The organism is Pseudomonas sp. I8001 (genome assembly GCF_013385345.1).
In the GTDB taxonomy this organism is placed as follows: domain Bacteria; phylum Pseudomonadota; class Gammaproteobacteria; order Pseudomonadales; family Pseudomonadaceae; genus Aquipseudomonas.
This window is the reverse complement of the sequence record NZ_JACAQC010000001.1, coordinates 45020-61944: the sequence shown is the minus strand read 5'-3', so window position 1 is coordinate 61944 and position 16925 is coordinate 45020. Positions and strand designations below refer to the sequence as shown.

At 60.6% G+C, this 16925-nt stretch carries 14 protein-coding genes; 5 read left to right on the top strand and 9 right to left on the bottom strand.

Going from position 1 to position 16925, the window contains the following annotated elements:
- Positions 1 to 13: 13 nt before the first annotated feature.
- From HX839_RS00300 to tssA, 8 genes are read right to left on the bottom strand one after another with little or no spacing between them, the layout of a single operon-like run.
- Positions 14 to 1546 carry a sigma-54-dependent Fis family transcriptional regulator gene (locus HX839_RS00300; RefSeq protein WP_087694178.1) on the bottom strand — a complete coding sequence of 511 codons (1533 nt, stop codon included), beginning with the start codon at positions 1544 to 1546 and terminating at the stop codon, positions 14 to 16.
- A complete protein-coding gene (tssH, locus tag HX839_RS00295) occupies positions 1546 to 4110 on the bottom strand; it encodes a type VI secretion system ATPase TssH (protein WP_177066579.1) in 2565 nt (854 codons plus the stop codon). Before tssH ends, HX839_RS00300 begins: the two co-directional genes overlap by 1 nt.
- A gap of 12 nt (positions 4111 to 4122) precedes the next feature.
- Positions 4123 to 5130 (bottom strand): type VI secretion system baseplate subunit TssG, encoded by a 1008-nt coding sequence (gene tssG, locus HX839_RS00290; RefSeq protein WP_177066578.1) that lies wholly within the window; start codon positions 5128 to 5130, stop codon positions 4123 to 4125.
- A complete protein-coding gene (gene tssF / locus HX839_RS00285) occupies positions 5094 to 6869 on the bottom strand; it encodes a type VI secretion system baseplate subunit TssF (protein ID WP_177066577.1) in 1776 nt (591 codons plus the stop codon). Before tssF ends, tssG begins: the two co-directional genes overlap by 37 nt.
- A complete protein-coding gene (gene tssE / locus HX839_RS00280) occupies positions 6859 to 7284 on the bottom strand; it encodes a type VI secretion system baseplate subunit TssE (protein WP_003208041.1) in 426 nt (141 codons plus the stop codon). The genes tssF and tssE overlap by 11 nt, the downstream gene beginning before the upstream one ends.
- Complete coding sequence (gene tssC / locus HX839_RS00275) at positions 7281 to 8756, bottom strand: type VI secretion system contractile sheath large subunit (protein WP_177066576.1); 1476 nt, start codon at positions 8754 to 8756, stop codon at positions 7281 to 7283. Before tssC ends, tssE begins: the two co-directional genes overlap by 4 nt.
- A gap of 28 nt (positions 8757 to 8784) precedes the next feature.
- Positions 8785 to 9282: a type VI secretion system contractile sheath small subunit gene (gene tssB, locus HX839_RS00270; protein ID WP_008437006.1), complete on the bottom strand. Its 498-nt coding sequence runs from the start codon at positions 9280 to 9282 to the stop codon at positions 8785 to 8787.
- 32 nt (positions 9283 to 9314) lie between these two features.
- On the bottom strand, positions 9315 to 10868 hold the full coding sequence (gene tssA / locus HX839_RS00265) for a type VI secretion system protein TssA (RefSeq protein ID WP_177066575.1): 1554 nt from the start codon (positions 10866 to 10868) through the stop codon (positions 9315 to 9317).
- Positions 10869 to 11344: 476 nt separating this feature from the next.
- Here tssA and HX839_RS00260 point away from each other — a divergent pair, with 476 nt between their 5' ends.
- The gene (locus HX839_RS00260) at positions 11345 to 11860 is read left to right on the top strand and encodes an Hcp family type VI secretion system effector (RefSeq protein ID WP_003208034.1); all 516 of its coding nucleotides are present in this window, start codon (positions 11345 to 11347) and stop codon (positions 11858 to 11860) included.
- A gap of 55 nt (positions 11861 to 11915) precedes the next feature.
- On the opposite strand, the gene HX839_RS00255 is transcribed toward HX839_RS00260, so the two are convergent.
- Positions 11916 to 12737: an aldo/keto reductase gene (locus HX839_RS00255; RefSeq protein ID WP_003208032.1), complete on the bottom strand. Its 822-nt coding sequence runs from the start codon at positions 12735 to 12737 to the stop codon at positions 11916 to 11918.
- A gap of 108 nt (positions 12738 to 12845) precedes the next feature.
- Here HX839_RS00255 and HX839_RS00250 point away from each other — a divergent pair, with 108 nt between their 5' ends.
- From HX839_RS00250 to HX839_RS00235, 4 genes are all read left to right on the top strand, one after another.
- On the top strand, positions 12846 to 13340 hold the full coding sequence (locus HX839_RS00250; protein WP_177066574.1) for a DUF1543 domain-containing protein: 495 nt from the start codon (positions 12846 to 12848) through the stop codon (positions 13338 to 13340).
- 104 nt (positions 13341 to 13444) lie between these two features.
- Positions 13445 to 14545 (top strand): polyamine ABC transporter substrate-binding protein, encoded by a 1101-nt coding sequence (locus tag HX839_RS00245; protein ID WP_177066573.1) that lies wholly within the window; start codon positions 13445 to 13447, stop codon positions 14543 to 14545.
- Positions 14546 to 14570: 25 nt separating this feature from the next.
- Complete coding sequence (locus tag HX839_RS00240; RefSeq protein ID WP_003208028.1) at positions 14571 to 15989, top strand: aminotransferase; 1419 nt, start codon at positions 14571 to 14573, stop codon at positions 15987 to 15989.
- A complete protein-coding gene (locus HX839_RS00235) occupies positions 15986 to 16903 on the top strand; it encodes a response regulator transcription factor (protein ID WP_250884643.1) in 918 nt (305 codons plus the stop codon). Before HX839_RS00240 ends, HX839_RS00235 begins: the two co-directional genes overlap by 4 nt.
- Positions 16904 to 16925: the final 22 nt, after the last annotated feature.

Below are 16925 nucleotides of genomic sequence, written 5' to 3'. Positions count from 1 at the left end.
AAGGGTGTGCCATTCAGCACTCTCCCTGGACTTCGCCAAACGGAATGTCCAGGCGAGCAAGGCGGTACAACAACGTGCGCCGGGCGAGGCCCAGTTCACGGGCGGTGCGGGTTCGATTGCCACGGTTCTTGCGCAGGCAGTCGATCAGCACTACCCGCTCGACTCGCTCCATGCGCTGGCGCAGCGTTGCGTCGACAGCGGGCGCGGACAGGGTTGATGGCAGCGATAAATGCGCAGGCAGGATCACCTCGTCGTCGCACAGCAGCACCGCCCGCTCCACCATGCATTTGAGCTCACGAACGTTGCCGGGAAAGTGGTGGCTGGACAGTTGATCCAGGGCCGCACTCGACCAGCCCACCGTGGCTCGCCCCAACAGTGCACAGGCCTTGTCGGCGAAATGCCGGGCCAGTTGCAGCACGTCCCCGTCCCGCTGGCGCAGCGCCGGCAACTCGATAGGAAACTGCGCCAGCCGGTAATAAAGGTCCTCGCGAAAGCTTCCTTCAGCCACCATGCTGGTGAGGTCCCGGTGGGTCGCCGCGACGATTCGCACGTCGACCTTGTGGGACGTGTTGGCACCCAACGGCCGAATCTCGCCCTCCTGCAGGACCCGCAACAACTTGGCCTGCAGTGACAGCGGCATATCACCGATTTCGTCGAGCAGCAGCGTGCCGCCGTGGGCGGTGTCAAACAGGCCGGCATGGTCTCTTTCGGCCCCGGTGAACGCGCCTTTGCGGTAACCGAACAACTCACTTTCGAGCAAGCCTTCGGGAAACGCTGCGCAGTTTTGCACCACAAATGCCTTGCTGCTGCGCGGGCCGGCAGCATGAATGGCCCGGGCGACCACCTCTTTACCGGTGCCGGTCTCGCCCCGGAGCAGCACGGTGTAGGGGCTATGCACCACCTTGCCGATCAGGCGGCACGTCTCGTCCATGGCCGTGCTGTTTCCGATCAAGCCGTAGGCGCTGGTGCTGCGGGTGCTGCGAACCACCTTCAACGCACCGGGAGCCCGGCGCATTCGCCGCAACAGGGCCAACTGGCTCAAGACAAAACTGCCCAATTGGCCCAGGGACGCACCGTAGCCAGCCAGCTCCGTCGCTCGCAGGCTGGCACACAACACCATCCCGGATACCTGCTTGCTCGGCCCCGGTAACGGCACGCACAGGAGTGATTGCCAGGACGCCGCGCCCGCTGGCAGAAACCCCGTGTCATACACACTGCTGCCTGCCTCGGTGAGGTTAAACACCCGGTTCTGTTGCAGCACGTACTGCAACAGTTGCTCGTTCCGAAAATCCGCGCCCGAGCTCACAACTGCCCCTGGCGGCGACAGGCCCGGCAAATACTGGGCAGCCAGTTCGAGGCGGCCGGTGGCCTGGTCGAGCAAGTACAACTGGCCAAGCTCGCAGCCGCTCAATTGCGCGGCGCCTGCCGCAAAGTCATCGGCCAATGTCGATTCGTCACTATTGATGCCCAACCGGGTAAACCATCCCAACAAGGCAGCGGCGTAGTCCAGCGGGCTTGGCAACTGGGTAAACGGATTGTCCGCCATCAGCTGAACTCACAGATTACGGTGCCGTTGGCATCCAGCCTGGCATGGACGAACTGCAGGGACTTGCCAACGGCCATCGCATCCAGCAGGCGATCCACCACCTGCGGCAACAGGTTTTCCTCGATCCATTGGTCGACAAACCGCGCGCCACTCCCACTGTGGCTACAGTGCTCGGCCATGTGTGCGACAAGATCCCCTGCGTGACTGAATGCGAGCTTGCGCTGAAGCAGACGCTGGCCCAGGCGCTGAAGTTTGTGTTCAATCAGTTGGTGCAGCACCGCGCCTGCCACCGGGTAATACGGCACGACTCGCATACGGGCCAGCAGCGCCGGCTTGAAATGAGCTGTCAGTACCGGCCGGATTGCGGCGTGCAGTACTTCGACAGCCGGTCGTTGACTGTCGGCGCACAGCCCGGTGACAAGATCGCTGCCCAGGTTGGAAGTCATCAGGATCAGGGTATTGCGAAAGTCGATTTCACGCCCTTCTCCATCATTGGCTACCCCTTTGTCGAACACCTGGTAAAACAGGTTCAGGACATCCGGATCGGCCTTTTCCACCTCATCGAGCAGCACCACTGAATAGGGCTTTTGCCGCACCGCCTCAGTCAGCACCCCGCCCTCCCCGTAACCGACATAACCCGGTGGTGCGCCGATCAGCCGGGACAGTGAGTGTTTCTCCTGGTATTCAGACATGTTGATCGTGGTGACAAAGCGCTCGCCGCCATACAACAGGTCGGCCAGGGCGTGGGCTGTTTCAGTTTTGCCGACACCACTGGGGCCCACCAACAGAAATACCCCCACGGGGGCATCAGGCTTGTTCACGCCGGCCGCGACAGCCCGCAGGCAACGGTCCAGGACCTGCACGGCACCTTCCTGGCCGAGGATGCGACCACGTAGATCATCCGCAAAGTTCAGGACCTTCGCGCTGTGTTCGCGGGCAAGCTGCTCCAGGGGAATACCCGTCCAGGCGCTGATAACCTGTGCCACCAACCGTGGGCATACTTCGAAGCTGAGCAATCGCTGTTCGTGCTGTATGGCCTGCAACGCCTGATGGTTCTGGGCCAGGAGCGGAGCGAGAGCCTCAGTGCTTTCGCCAAGGTTACCGGCGTCGGCCAGTTGCTGGCGCAGCGAGAGCACCTTCTCGGCCAGTTCGCGCTGGTGGGTCCAGCGTTGTTCAAGCTGGAACTGTGCGACTTCTACTTCTTCCAGTCTCCGGGTGAGGTGCTGCAGCACCTGTTCATCGATGGCCAACCCCGCGTCGGCATCCCTGCGCACGGCACGTTGCTGGCGCGTGCCCTCGGCCAGTTCGGCGCGCAACTGCTGCAGTTCGTCCGGCGCCGTGACCAGGCTGATCCGCACCCGGGCACAAGCGGTGTCCAGCACGTCCACAGCCTTGTCCGGCAACTGGCGGCCGGCCAGGTAGCGGGCACTCAACTGCGCGGCGGCGACCACGGCGTCATCGCGCACGTAGACTCCGTGGCTGGCCTCATACACCGGGACCAACCCACGCAAAATCGTCACGGCATCGTCAACCGTCGGCTCGTGCACCTGCACCGGCTGAAAACGCCGCGCCAACGCCGGGTCTTTCTCGAAGTACTTCTTGTACTCCGACCAGGTCGTCGCGGCGATGGTACGCAACTCACCTCGTGCCAGCGCTGGCTTGAGCAGGTTGGCGGCATCGGAGCTGCCGGCCGAGCCGCCTGCGCCGACCAGGGTATGAGCCTCATCGATGAACAGGATGACCGGTTGCGGCGAGGCGTTGACCTCATCGATCAAGCCTTTGAGGCGGCGCTCGAACTCACCCTTGATACTGGCACCGGCTTGCAGCAGGCCCATGTCCAGGGTCAGCAGGCGCACCTTCCTGAGCACCTCTGGCACTTGCGCGCTGACGATCCGCAGGGCCAGGCCCTCGACTATCGCGGTTTTCCCGACACCCGCCTCGCCCACCAGAATGGGGTTGTTCTTGCGCCGCCGCGCGAGCGTATCGATCATTTGCCGGACTTCGTTATCGCGACAGAGCACGGGGTCGAGTTTCCCGTCCCGGGCCTGGCGAGTCAGGTCATGGGTAAAGCGCTCCAGCAAGGAACTCCCCGCCTCAGCTGGAGCCGCCTGCGCGTTTTCACTCAAGAGAAATCCGAGCACACGCGGTGCATCAAGCGTGCTCATCACCGCCTGGTAACGGCTGCCAGCGTGCTGCATCGGGTTGCGCAACAAGGCGAGCAGCAAGGCGCCATGGTCCACTTCCCGTCGGCCCAGCTCCAGATGGGCAACCAGCAACGCCTGCTGCAGCCATTGCACCAGGGCGGGCGAAAACACCGGATTGCGGGACGCGCTCTGGTCGACCCGAGGTTGCAGCACGGCCTGCAATTCCCCGGCATCCACGCCCGCATCCTGCAGCGCTCGCATAAGAACACCCTCGGGATGCTCCAGGAGCGTCAGCAGCAAGTCTTCCACCAGCACCTCGCCGCCGCCCCGGGTGACACAACGCTCGGCGCTGCGTTCCAGGTCGCGCCGTGTGGACGCCGTCAATGCCTGGATAAGTTGTTGCAGATCCACATTCATCATATCCATCAATCCCTAATGATTTTTACTGGCCAGGATGACCACGCCGTCTGCCCGCTCATGCCCCAGCCAGCTGGTCCAGCCCAGGCGGCAGACGTTGTGCTCGCCAAGGTGCAACGGCCGGACCTCGCCCGCCGCCAACACCAGTCGCACGTCGTATTCCAAGGGGTCCCGGGCGGCGAAACGCACCAGCGCACACAGCGGCTCGTAACCCGCCCCGGTGGGCAAAAACTCGTGAAAACGCTGCCAGTCGAGTGCCAATACATGAACCCTGAACATGCCACTGCGGTCGATAAGGCACTCCCCCAGCACCAGGTCCGAACCCAACGAGCTATAGGCGCGACCAAGGTCATTGCGCTGCTCCTGGTCGATCACTACCCTGCGCTCGACCCACTGCTCGATGACCAGCCGGTTGTGCTTGAAGTAATAACGCAGCACGGTCTCGATCAGCGCGGCGGAGTGCACGCGCAGGCTCAGCAGCCCCAGGTAGGGCAACAGGCGTTTCCAGTTCAGTTGAGCCGCGCTGCGAATCGCGCTGCCACCCAGGCCCACCCATGCAAACATCTGCTCGGAAAAGGGATCGCGGGCGCCCGTTTGAAAACTCGCCTGATAACGATATTTTCGCCAGATCGGCACTATCAGCCGGTGCAGGCGATGGTGAAAAAGATCAAGAAATTCCCGCGTCGGATTACCGCCCGCTACCTCGGCAAAGGCTTGCTCGCCATAGAACGCCGGCAGCGGTGACCCTGTACCAAACAGGCCCAGCACATTGAGGCGAAGCCGTGCCCGCAAATGGCCGTGCTCGACAAAAAACTCCACAAGATCAATGTCGTTGCCGGGAAAGCCAAAGCCTGGGTTGGCCTGGAACTCCAATTGATCGTAGAGCGCATCCTCGTCCAGCGAGGGATGCGCCTCGCGCAGGCGCTCGATAATCTGCGCGACCGCCTGAAACACCGAGTACTCGCGAATCACTCGGGACAGTGCGGTTAAAGCAGGGGCTGCTGGCCCATCCGGGGTGGCCATAGGTACACGTCTCCTTGTGTGCTGATGACTCGCAGTTCGTGGTACGAGTTGAGGCTGGCGTAAAGCGCGAAGAACTCGTTGAGCACCGAGGCAAAGACGAACACGTCGCCCTCCCCCAGGTAGCCTTCAGGATCGATGGTGAGGTCAACCCGCAAGCCGCGAAATGGCAGGCCTCGGTGCAGCCGGTCTACGGGCTGGTGACTGATCGAACGGAGGGCGCCCAGCCTTCGCCTGCTGACCTTTTCCACCTGGCGGTCGTGATAACGCGGCAGGTCGTAGGTTTCGAGGATCACCCTCAAGGCGTTGATATCGGTCAATGACAGATAGTTGAGCGACATATTGCTGATGAGTCGCCACAGAAAGTCGCTGTCCAGGGGTGGCGCAAAGCTGGGGGTTGCCGCGGTGATGTTGCGAAACGAGAGAAACTCGGGCGTCTGTTCGCACGCCTGATTGATATCGCCCACCTGCAGCAGGCGTGGCAGGTTGTGGTTGGTGCAGGTCAGTTCAATCGACAGGGTTTCCTGTTCATGCACTGGACACCGGTCGAAACTCAGCCAGGTATCCAGGCCGGCATGTTGCAGGGATGGCCGCTGGCGAACGCCATAGCTGGGCGCGGCGCTGCCAAAATCGTGCTCAAACGATTCGAACGGTACATATTCCTGGTACCCGAGGCCTCCCGGCCGCCATCCCGTGACCTTGTCGACGGAAAATACACCGCAGTTCCCCCTGGCGTATTCGCCAGGCAACAACAGGTATTCGTCCTGCTTGCCGTCCAGGCGAATCGGTACGCCGTCGTGCTTGAACAGATTGACGATGGGCGTGCAGTACAGCTTCACGTTGTCCAGGGTAGGCGCCATTCGCTCAATACCGCGACCACGCATGTCGAAGCGTAACGTCACGCCATGTACCTGCTTGAGTACGTCAATAGGCAACCTGCTCAGCGCGCCAAGGCCACTCACATCGACAAACAGGTATTTGTCGGGAAAGGCGAAGTACTCCTGCAAATGGCGATAGCCACGAAAGGTATTCAACGGATAAGGGATCAGTGCCTCATCCTCGGAAAAGCCCACAGGACTGATATCGTTGCTGGACAGACGCAATGAAACAGGCTTGCCGTCGGCGCCGATGACCGGCAGCCCGTCGCGCCCGAAAGGCTGCAACTCGAACCCGTCCAGGTGACGCAAAAGCCCCAGGTAAAGCGCCTGGCTGACGGGCTGCTCCCCCGCGAGATGCAAACGCAGGCAGTTCAGTTCCAGCTCACTGAAGTTGCCCTCGGCCGTCATCTCCAGACGCAGGCAGAGCAAAGCGCCCTCGCCCTGTACCGAGTACTCCATGGCGGCCAGTTGCAGCGGCAAGACCTGCGTCGGGTAACAGGTACGAAAACGGCAGCATTCACCGTCGATCGCAATGCTTTCCACCGGTGTATCCCGCTCGACCCTGATGGCCGGCCCTGTGCGCTTGAGCGGATCAAACTGCAGCATGCTGAACGACGGCAGCGGCCGCATATAGTTGGGCCACAGCAGATGCATCAACGAGTGACTCAACTCCGGCAATTGATCATCAAGCTTCTGCCGCAGGCGACCGGTGAGGAATGCAAAACCCTCAAGCAACCGTTCTACGTCCGGGTCCTGGCCAGCGTCCCCAAGAAACGGCGCGAGTGCCGGGTTGCGCTCGCAGAAGCGTCGCCCCAACTGTCGTAGTGCGCTCAGCTCGCCCTGGTAGTAGCGGTTAAACGACATTCGGTTTGACCTCGACCCGTGCGCCGTGAGCCAGGCTGGCGCAAAAGGCGACCGCTTGCGTCATGCCATTGACTTCCATGGCCCCCTCGATGGAAAAAGCCAGCACCATCGGGTCACGGTCCTGTGGCAATGCCTTGACACGGACATCCTTCAGACGGGGTTCGTAGGCCTGGATAAAGCGCTCAATCAGGAACCGAGCCTGGCTCAACGCGTCATGCAGGCTGAGGCGCATGTCATTCAGATCAGGTAACCCGTAATCAGGTAGCGTCTGGACACTGCCCGCACGGGTGCTGAGCATTTTCGCCAGATGACCCGCCACGGATTCCACGACGCAACCTTGCGGGCTGCGCCCCACGCCGGACTCCAGGCGCTCGAAAAGGCTGCGGTTTTGGGTAATCACGTGGCGGCGGCTCATTCTTTATCGAGCTTGCCGACGAGCGACAGAGTGAAGTCTGCCCCCATGTACTTGAAGTGCGGGCGAACGCTCAGGTTGATGCGATACCAGCCGGGCTCCCCGTCGACATCACTGACAACAATGCGCGCAGCCCGAAGCGGGCGCCGTCCACGCACTTCGGTGCTGGGGTTGTCCTGGTCGGCTACGTATTGGCGAATCCATTTGTTGAGTTCCAGCTCAAGGTCGGTGCGCTCCTTCCACGACCCCAGCTGTTCACGCTGCAGCACCTTGAGATAGTGGGCCAGGCGATTGACGATCATCATGTACGGCAATTGGGTACCGAGCCGGTAATTCAGCTCGGCAGCCTTGCCTTCGGCACTGATTCCAAAAGACTTGGGTTTTTGCACCGAACTGGCGGAAAAGAACGCTGCATTGTCACTGCCCTTGCGCATGGTCAGGGCAATGAAGCCCTCTTGCGCCAGCTCGTATTCGCGTCGGTCGGATACCAGCACCTCGGTAGGAATCTTGGTTTCGATCTCGCCCATGCTGTGAAAGTGATGCAGCGGCAAGTCCTCCACTGCACCACCACTCTGCGGGCCAATAATGTTCGGGCACCAGCGATACCGGGCGAAACTGTCCGTCAAGCGGGTAGCAAAGGCATAGGCCGTATTACCCCACAGATAGTGTTCGTGGCTGCTGGCCACATGTTCCTGGTAGGCGAACGTCTTGACCGGACAATCAACGGGATCGTACGGCGTACGCAATAGAAAGCGCGGTACGGTGAGGCCGATGTAGCGGGCATCTTCGCTCTGGCGAAAACTCTGCCATTTGGCAAACTGCGGCCCTTCAAAATGGTCCTTCAGGTCCTTGAGGTCAGGCAGGCCGGTAAAGCTCTCCAGGCCGAAGAAGCCAGGGCCGGCCGCCGCAATGAACGGTGCATGGGCCATGCAGGCCACGCTGGAAACATACTGCATCAGCCTGACATCGGGAGCACTGGGGGAAAGGAAATAATTGGCGATGATTGCCCCTACGGGCTGGCCGCCGAACTGACCGTATTCGGCACTGTAGATGTGCTTGTAGAGTCCGGACTGAGTCACCTCCGGTGAGTCCTCGAAGTCATCCAGCAGGTCCTGGCGGGAGACGCTGAGCAGTTCGATCTTGATGTTTTCACGAAAATTGGTGCGATCAACCAGCAACTGCAAGCCACGCCAGGAAGACTCCAGTGCCTGGAAGTCGGGATGGTGCAGGATTTCATCCATTTGCTGGCTGAGCCTTGCGTCAATCTCGGCAATCATCCGGTCAACCAGGCGCTTCTTGACCGGCTCGCCCTCGTTTTGCGGCTTGATCAGCTCCTCGATAAATGCCGAGACTCCGCGCTTTGCAATACTGTAGGCCTCGTCGTCGGCGCTGAGGCGGGTCTGGGCAATGATGTTGTCGAGAATGCTGTACTCATCCGTGATGGGCGCATGCGACGGGCTTTGGCTGGTAGTCATGGTGTCAGTGTCCTTTTAACTGAGAGCGTCATACGGCGGAGCTGTCCAGCCCCAATTCAGCCAATACCCGCTTGCGCGAATCGTCATCGGCGAGGGCATTTTCAATGGCCTTTCGAAAGCTCGGCGTGTTGCCCAGCGGCCCCTTGAGCGCCACAAGTGCATCGCGCAGGTCCATGAGCTTTTTCAGCTCGGGTATCTGCTCAACCAGCTGTGCAGGATTGAAGTCCTTCATCGAATTGATCCTGACCCGGATCGCCAACTCGTCAGGTTCGGCTGAATCCTGCAGCCGGTTGGGGACGCTCAAGGCCAGGCTCAAGGCCTGCTTGGCCAGCACCTCGTCGAGGCTGTTCTTGTCGATGCCGACGGGCTTGCGGTCTTCGAGCTTGCGCAGGTCTTCACGCTGGGTGAAGTCACCAAGCACCAGCAATTTCAACGGCAGCTCGACCTCTTCCTGCGCAGTGCCGACGGCGGGTTTGAACGTGATATTGATGCGTTCCCTGGGGGCTACCGAACCTTCTTTCGCCATAGTGTTTCTCCTTTTTCGGGGGGCTCGAAAGCCTATTCAAGTGCCGCTTCGAGATCGAAGTGGCACAGCCTGCGATGGACATCTTCCTTGCGCTCACGCACGGAATGGCTTTGGGGCAATACGTCACAGCAGCCATGCAAGAGCTGCAGCACTTCAACCGCCAGCTCGGGCTCCCAGCGCAGCAGGCCTGAGTGCTGCAGCTCGTGGTCCAGGTGATCGAGCTGGACTTTGGCCAGGTCATGCTTGCCTGCCAGCAAACACAACCTGGCCAGGCCAAGCCGCCAATGAAACCGGGCACGATCACCTGTTGCGGTTTGCATGCCCTGCTTGAGGGACCGCACAGCCACCTTGAACCCGTCCTTGCGCAGCACGGGCATGACGTCGTGCAACGCTTTGTCCCAAGGCGCAGCCGGGGCATCAGGTGCCGACCTGAGTGGAACCGGGGCTTGCAAATGGCGGGCAACCTGGGTGTTGATCCAGCCACGGGTGACGTCGTCGGCGAAGGGTGTTCCGTCGTGGAAGCGCAGCTGTGCAAGCCCCGGCAAGCGCTGGAGCAACAGCGCGAAGTGCACTTCCAGCTCGGTCATGGCCAGGTCGGCCTGGAGTGCCTGCAGGCACTCCCACACCCGGTACAAGCCGTCGAACCAGAAAGGTGCTCCGGCCAGGCTGCCTTCAAGCTCCAGCAGCAGGTCGGTATACTGCCCTTGGGCAAAGCGCTCCTGGTACCGCTTGAGCTTGTCGGGCGCCGGCCCGCGCAAAGGCGTTACCTGTTCGCTGTCACAGTCCGGAAGACTGGTGATCGTCAGCCAGGTCAACGTTCGGTTCAGACGCAGTGCGCGCAGGTCCGTGGCATTCTGGCGCTGCCACCAGGCCGACAAGGGCCGGGCATGTTCCTGCAGCGTGCGCAGCAGCTTGTGGGCGTCCTTTTCGTTTTCCACAATGGGCTCGGGCGCCATCAACTGAGTCGCGACCTGCCTGATATGGGCGATCACCCCTGTGCTACCGCCTGCTGGAGGTTCGCTTTCGGTGGACTGTTGCAATCGGTCCGACAGCTGCCTGCGAACCGGCAGTAACAGTGGCGCATCTTCGAGAAGGTGTTCGGTCCACAACTCGTCCAGCCGCGCCAGGTGTTCGAGCATGCAGTGGAACAAGGGCCGCTGATCCTTGAGCGAAACAGGTTGTGCAAGCACCTGATCGAGGCGCGGGACCAGCCAGCCAAAGGCGGCACTGCGGGTACGCAGCTTGCCCGGATAAACGACCGCCCAATGATGCTCACAGAGGTAGCGCAGCAATCCGAGGCCTGCGAGTAGCCCGGGGAAGGACTCGCGCTGATGCAAGGCCCAGGTCAACCAGACAGCGACCCGCAAGTCCTTGGACTGGTGGCGTAACAGCGCCTCGCTTTTTTCCACGACCCATTGCCAGTCAGGCTGACTGTTTCCGTGAATGGAGTGCGCCTTGCCCAGTTCAGTTTCAAGCGCCTCATACTCGGTCGAAAAACGCATATCGGCCCCCGCATAACTCGTTTTCGAGTTGGGTGCCTGCGCAAGTTCGAGGTAATAATCGGAAAGCCTGTCTGAGTAAACCATTATGGGCCGCACTTTACTTTCCTGAGCATGTTCAGTGAACTAATGGCCATTCAAGCGCACATCAGGACATTGATTAAAGTTTGCCTTCCCTACGAGAAGAGCACGAACCTTATCCATGCAAAAAGCATTGTTCAAGCCACCAAATAGCAGTTAAGGAGTTTCCTACAAGAATAGAAAAATCACCGACGCGCAAGAATTTGCGCAGCCAAAGCGATAGGCTTCATCATGAATGAGGTGAACTCTGCGAATAACAACGCCCATCAACATGAGCAACTAACTGCACACCCCTGCGCAAACAAATACAACTAAATCGAATTAAAACCTTTAATGCCGCTCAAAATGAAAACCAATAAAACCTTACCCCCCTGCTTTCATTGACGCTCGAACTTTCCGGCACGCTTCTTGATATCGAGCATTACCCGGCCGGCAAGTCCGTCGGCCGGGACGACCTCATTTATCAGGCAAGGAAACCCGTCATGCCAACACCCGCGTATCTATCCATCACCGGCACCAAGCAAGGCTTGATCACGGCAGGCACGTTCACCCAGGACTCGGTCGGCAACATTTACCAGGAAGGCCATGAAGACCAGATCCTGGTGGAAGCATTCCAGCATCAGGTGATCATTCCCCGTGACCCGCAATCCGGCCAGCCCACCGGCCAGCGTGTGCACAAGCCCCTGATGATCAGCAAGGTATTCGATAAATCGTCGCCATTGCTGTTCAGCGCATTGACCTCCGGGGAAATGGTCAAGTGCCGGCTTGAGTGGTACCGAACCTCTTCAGCCGGAACCCAGGAACACTACTTCACCATCGAGTTGGAAGACGCGATCCTGGTGGACATCCAGTCACGGATGCCCAACTGCCAGGACCCGAACAACGCACACTTCACGCACCTGGAGGATGTGTATTTCACTTACCGGAAAATCGTCTGGACCCATGAGGTCTCCGGTACCTCTGGCTCTGATGACTGGCGCAGCCCGGTAGCCGGCTAAGCAGCCACCGAAACAGAAACGGCATCGCCATGGACGGCACCGTTTCTGTCGGCCACTAGACCATCGCCAGCGGATGCTTGCGCTTCGGCGCCCCAAAAACCCGGTCAATCGCGTCCAGGTCGTGCTCATCAAGCACCAGCTTCGCCGCTGCGGCATTGAGCCGGACATGCTCTGGCGTAACAGCCTTGGGAATCGCGATCACACCGTCCTGGCGCAAGACCCAGGCCAGGGAAACCTGGGCGGGTGTGACCTCGTGGCGACGGGCAATTTGCTTGAGGGTCGGGCTGGCCAACAGCTCGCCACCCTGGGCGATGGGACAGTAGGCCATCAAGGGTAAATTGTGTTGCTGCCACCATGGCAGCAGGTCGAACTCGATGCCGCGCTCCTCGATGTTGTAGAGCACCTGATTGGTGGCACAGGCCGGGGAAGCCAGCTCCTGCAGGTCTGCCACATCAAAGTTGGACACACCCCAACGACCGATCTTGCCTGCCTCACGCAAGCGCTCGAAGGCTTCTACCGTTTCTTCAAGGGGGTATTGCCCACGCCAATGCAACAGATACAGATCAATGTAGTCGGTGCCCAGGCGCTGGAGGCTGGCCTCACATGCACGTGGAATGCCCTTGTGGCTGGCATTGTGCGGGTACACCTTGCTGACCAGGAACACCTGGTCGCGCTTGCCGCGAATCGCCTCGCCGACGACTTCTTCGGCACCGCCTTCGCCATACATTTCAGCGGTATCGATCAGGGTCATGCCCTCATCGATACCCAGTTGCAACGCGGCCACTTCGGCGCTGCGCTTGCCGGGATCCTCGCCCATGCGCCAGGTCCCCTGGCCGATGACAGGGACGGGTACGCCGGCCAGATCAATGGTGCGCATGACAACCTCCTGATGAATTTGCGAATTAACAGTGTGGCACCGACTGGACAAAAGGGTTCAATCGAAGGAAGGTGGCCCTTTCCATCCCAGCCATAGAAAGGGCATGCAATGCTGTTTGTGGTCATGTTGGGGGGTAAGCACCCCCGGGCGAAAATCGAAGTGCATGATGTGGTGTTCGCCGTCGCCGACACCCTGGAAGCCGCCTACCCGCAACTGCGCGAGGGCTGGTTCGGCAGCCAGAAAGGTGTGCATATCGACTCCTGGATGACGGTGGATGGCGTTGACGGCTGGAAAGTCCAGCTCAGCCACCTGGCGCCGAACGCCGGGGCGCCGCGCCTGTACTTCATCAACCTGGGCGGGTATGAATCGAACGTCTTTGGCGAGGCACACCACTACCTGCTGGTGGTTGCGCGCACGGCCAGGGAGGCGGCAGCCCAAGGCAAACAGCAGATGCTCACGCACTGGACGCAATCCCACACCGACGGCGTACTAAATATCGACGACTGCCTGCCCATCGACCTGGTAGACGGGCGCTACATCCACCTGGAACCCGGCGTACACCGCCCGGTCGTCACGCGAAACGACTACATCGTACTGCCCTGACCGGCTCCTACCCGAACGGGGTATGGCGCCCCACCCGCCACCTGCCTGAAAGTGCAATCAGCCCCTCGGCCTGACAACAAGCACAACATCAAGGTGGGTTCGCCATGCATAAAGCCGTTATCGCCCTGTTCAGCGCTGTCTTGCTTGCATCAACGTCCGTCAGCCAGGCCGCTGACGACCCGGGCAACACCTTGCGCATCTACAACTGGGCCGATTACATCGGGGAACACACCCTCGCCGACTTCGAGAAAGCCACCGGCATCAAGGTGATCTACGACACCTACGACTCCTACGAAACCGTGCAGGGCAAGCTGCTGTCCGGGCGCTCGGGTTATGACCTGGTGGTGCTCAACGCGTCCCTGGTGCCGCTGCTGATCAAGGCCAAGGCCTTCCAGCCCCTCAACAAAGCGCTGCTGCCGGACTGGAACAACCTCGACCCGCAAGTGCTGAAAAGCCTGGAAACCCATGATCCGGGCGTGACCTATTCGGCGCCCTACACCTGGGGCAGCAATGGCGTGACCTACAACATCGACAAGATCAAGGAACGCATGCCGGATGCGCCCATCGGCTCCCTGGCGATGATCTTCGATCCCAAGATCGTTTCGCGCTTCGCCGACTGTGGCATCACCTTCATGGACTCCCCTACCGACATGATCCCGCTGGCCCTGACCTACCTCGGCCTGGACCCCAACAGCGTGGCGCCCAAAGACCTCAAGGCCGCTCAGGACGTGCTGATGGCCGTGCGCCCGTACATCCGCAAATTCGACTCCAGCGGCTTTATCAACGGCCTGGCCAATGGCGAGCTGTGCATGGCCACCACCTGGTCCGGCGACTACGCCACGTCCCAGGCCCGGGCGGCGGAAGCCGGGGCCAAGGTCAACCTGAGTTACTTCATCCCCAGGGAAGGCTCGCTGATCTGGTTCGACAACTTCTACATCCCGGCCGACGCGCCCCATGTGGCGAATGCCCACAAGTTCATCGAGTTCCTCCTGCAACCCGAGGTTATCGCCGGCGTCAGCAACACCATTCACTACGCCAACAGCAACCTGGCCTCCAAGCCCTTCGTAAATGCCGATATACGCGACAACCCGGCCATCTACCCGGACCCGGCGACGATGCAGCGCTTGTTCACCCAGAAAAGCCAGTCCCAAGCTGCCGTGCGCCTGATCACCCGTACCTGGAACGCCGTGAAGACCGGCAAGTGAAACCCAGCCATTGAAGGTAAACGCCATGACCCTACCAAATCCTGACTTTTTCGCCCAGTTCGACCACGACCAACTGGACGCCGCCGACAAGGCCCATTACATGCACGGTTTTCATATGTTCGACGAACACCGTGAACAAGGCTCACTGAATATCGCGGCGGGTGACGGCGCCTACATCTACGACACCGCCGGCAACCGCTACCTGGATGCGGTCGGCGGCATGTGGTGTACGAATATCGGCCTGGGCCGCGAGGAAATGGCAGACGCCATCGCCAACCAGGTTCGCCAGCTGGCGTACTCCAACCCGTTCTGCGACATGGCCAACGTCACCGCCATCGAACTGTGCGCCAAGCTTGCCAGTCTGGCCCCTGGCGATCTTGATCATGTGTTCCTGACCACCGGCGGTTCCACGGCTGTCGATACCGCCTATCGTCTGGTGCAGTTCTATCAGAACAGTCGCGGCAAGCATGAGAAGAAACACATCATCTCGCGCTTCAGTGCGTATCACGGCTCGACGTTCCTCACGATGTCCATCGGCAACAAGGCCGCCGACCGCGCGCCGGAATTCGACTTCATGAGCGACTTGTTCCACCACATTTCGTGCCCCAACTACTACCGGGCGCCGCAGGGCATGAGCGAGGCGCAGTTCCTCGATTTCCTGGTGGATGAGTTCGAAGACAAGATCCTGACCATCGGCGCCGACAAAGTGGCCGCGTTCTTTGCCGAACCGATCATGGGCTCGGGCGGCGTGATCATTCCGCCCAAGGGTTACCACCGGCGCATGTGGGAAGTCTGCCAACGTTATGACCTGCTCTACGTGGCGGATGAAGTGGTGACGTCCTTCGGCCGGCTGGGAAAATTCTTTGCCTCCCAGGAAGTGTTCGACATGCAACCGGACATCATCACCACCGCCAAGGGCCTGACGTCCGGCTACCTGCCGTTGGGCGCGTGTATTTTCTCGGAGCGCATCTGGCAAGTGATCGGCGAGCCGGGCAAGGGCCGCTGCTTTACCCACGGGTTCACCTACAGCGGCCACCCGGTGAGTTGTGTGGCGGCGCTGAAGAACATCGAGATCATCGAGCGGGAAAACCTGCTGGCCCATGTCGAAGACGTCGGTGTGTACCTCGAACAGCGCCTGCAAACCCTGGCCAACCTGCCGCTGGTGGGCGATGTGCGCTGCCAGCGGCTGATGGCCTGCATTGAGTTCGTCGCCGACAAACACACCAAGGCGCTGCTGCCGGACGCGGTGAACATCGGCGAGAAGATCCACCTGCGGGCCCAGGCCAAAGGCTTGCTGGTACGGCCCATTGGCCACCTGAATGTGATGTCGCCGCCGCTGATCATCACCCATGCCCAGGTGGATCAAGTGGTGGAAATCCTGCGCCAGTGCATCCTCGACACCGCCGAAGAGCTGCGCCAGAGCGGCGAGTATCAAGGCCGATGAGCCTGGGCGCCCCGGTGCTTTTGCCGGGGCCCTGGCCGGCGGGTAGACTGGCCGGCATGAACGAGCATGCCGATCACTGCCCTGCCCCGTCCTTCCAGGTGCTTGACGCCTGGAATGGTGCGTTGGCCCACGCCTTCGCCAGCGTCGACGAAGCGTCATTCCTTGAACACCTGGCCTGCGCCCTCAGTGCGCTGACCCCTATCGAATCGATGATGATCAGCCTGGAGCGCCAGGGCCAGGCGCCACACTTGCTCTACCAGCAAGGCATCCCCCGGCCGCACTACGAAGAGATCATCAACCGTTACTTCTCCCGGGGCTACCTGCTGGACCCGTTCTGCCTCGCGGTAGACAAGGGCCTGGCCGAAGGTTTCTACCACCTGGCGCAGATCGCCCCGGACGATTTCTTCAACAGCGAGTACTACAAAACCTACTACCTGCGCAGCGGCGGCGCCCAGGAGAGCTACTACATCGTCGACCTGTGCCCCAACAGCAAGATTTCGTTGTGCATGTTCCAGGGGCTGAGTGCCGGCCAGTTCAGCGACGAACAACTGGCACTGCAACGAACCGCCCAACCCATCGTGCGCGAACTGCTGCGCCGCTTCGGCACCACGGGCGGGCTGTGCAAGGTGATCAGCGACGAGGCCTTCACCCAGACCCAGGTGCATCAGCAGATTGAAGCGGCGTTCATGCATTTTGGCAGCGGCGTATTGACCGTGCGCGAACGGGAAATCGCCCATCTGATATTGCGTGGGCACTCGGTGAAATCCACCGCGCAGGTGCTGGGCATTTCCCCGGAAACCGTGCGCATGCACCGCAAGCATTTGTATACCAAGCTTGAAATCAACTCCCAGGCGGAGCTGTTTGCGCTGTTTATCGATTGGCTGACCCACAGCGGCGTAATGGCCCGATCCTGACCGTCCAGGCAACCCAGGGGAA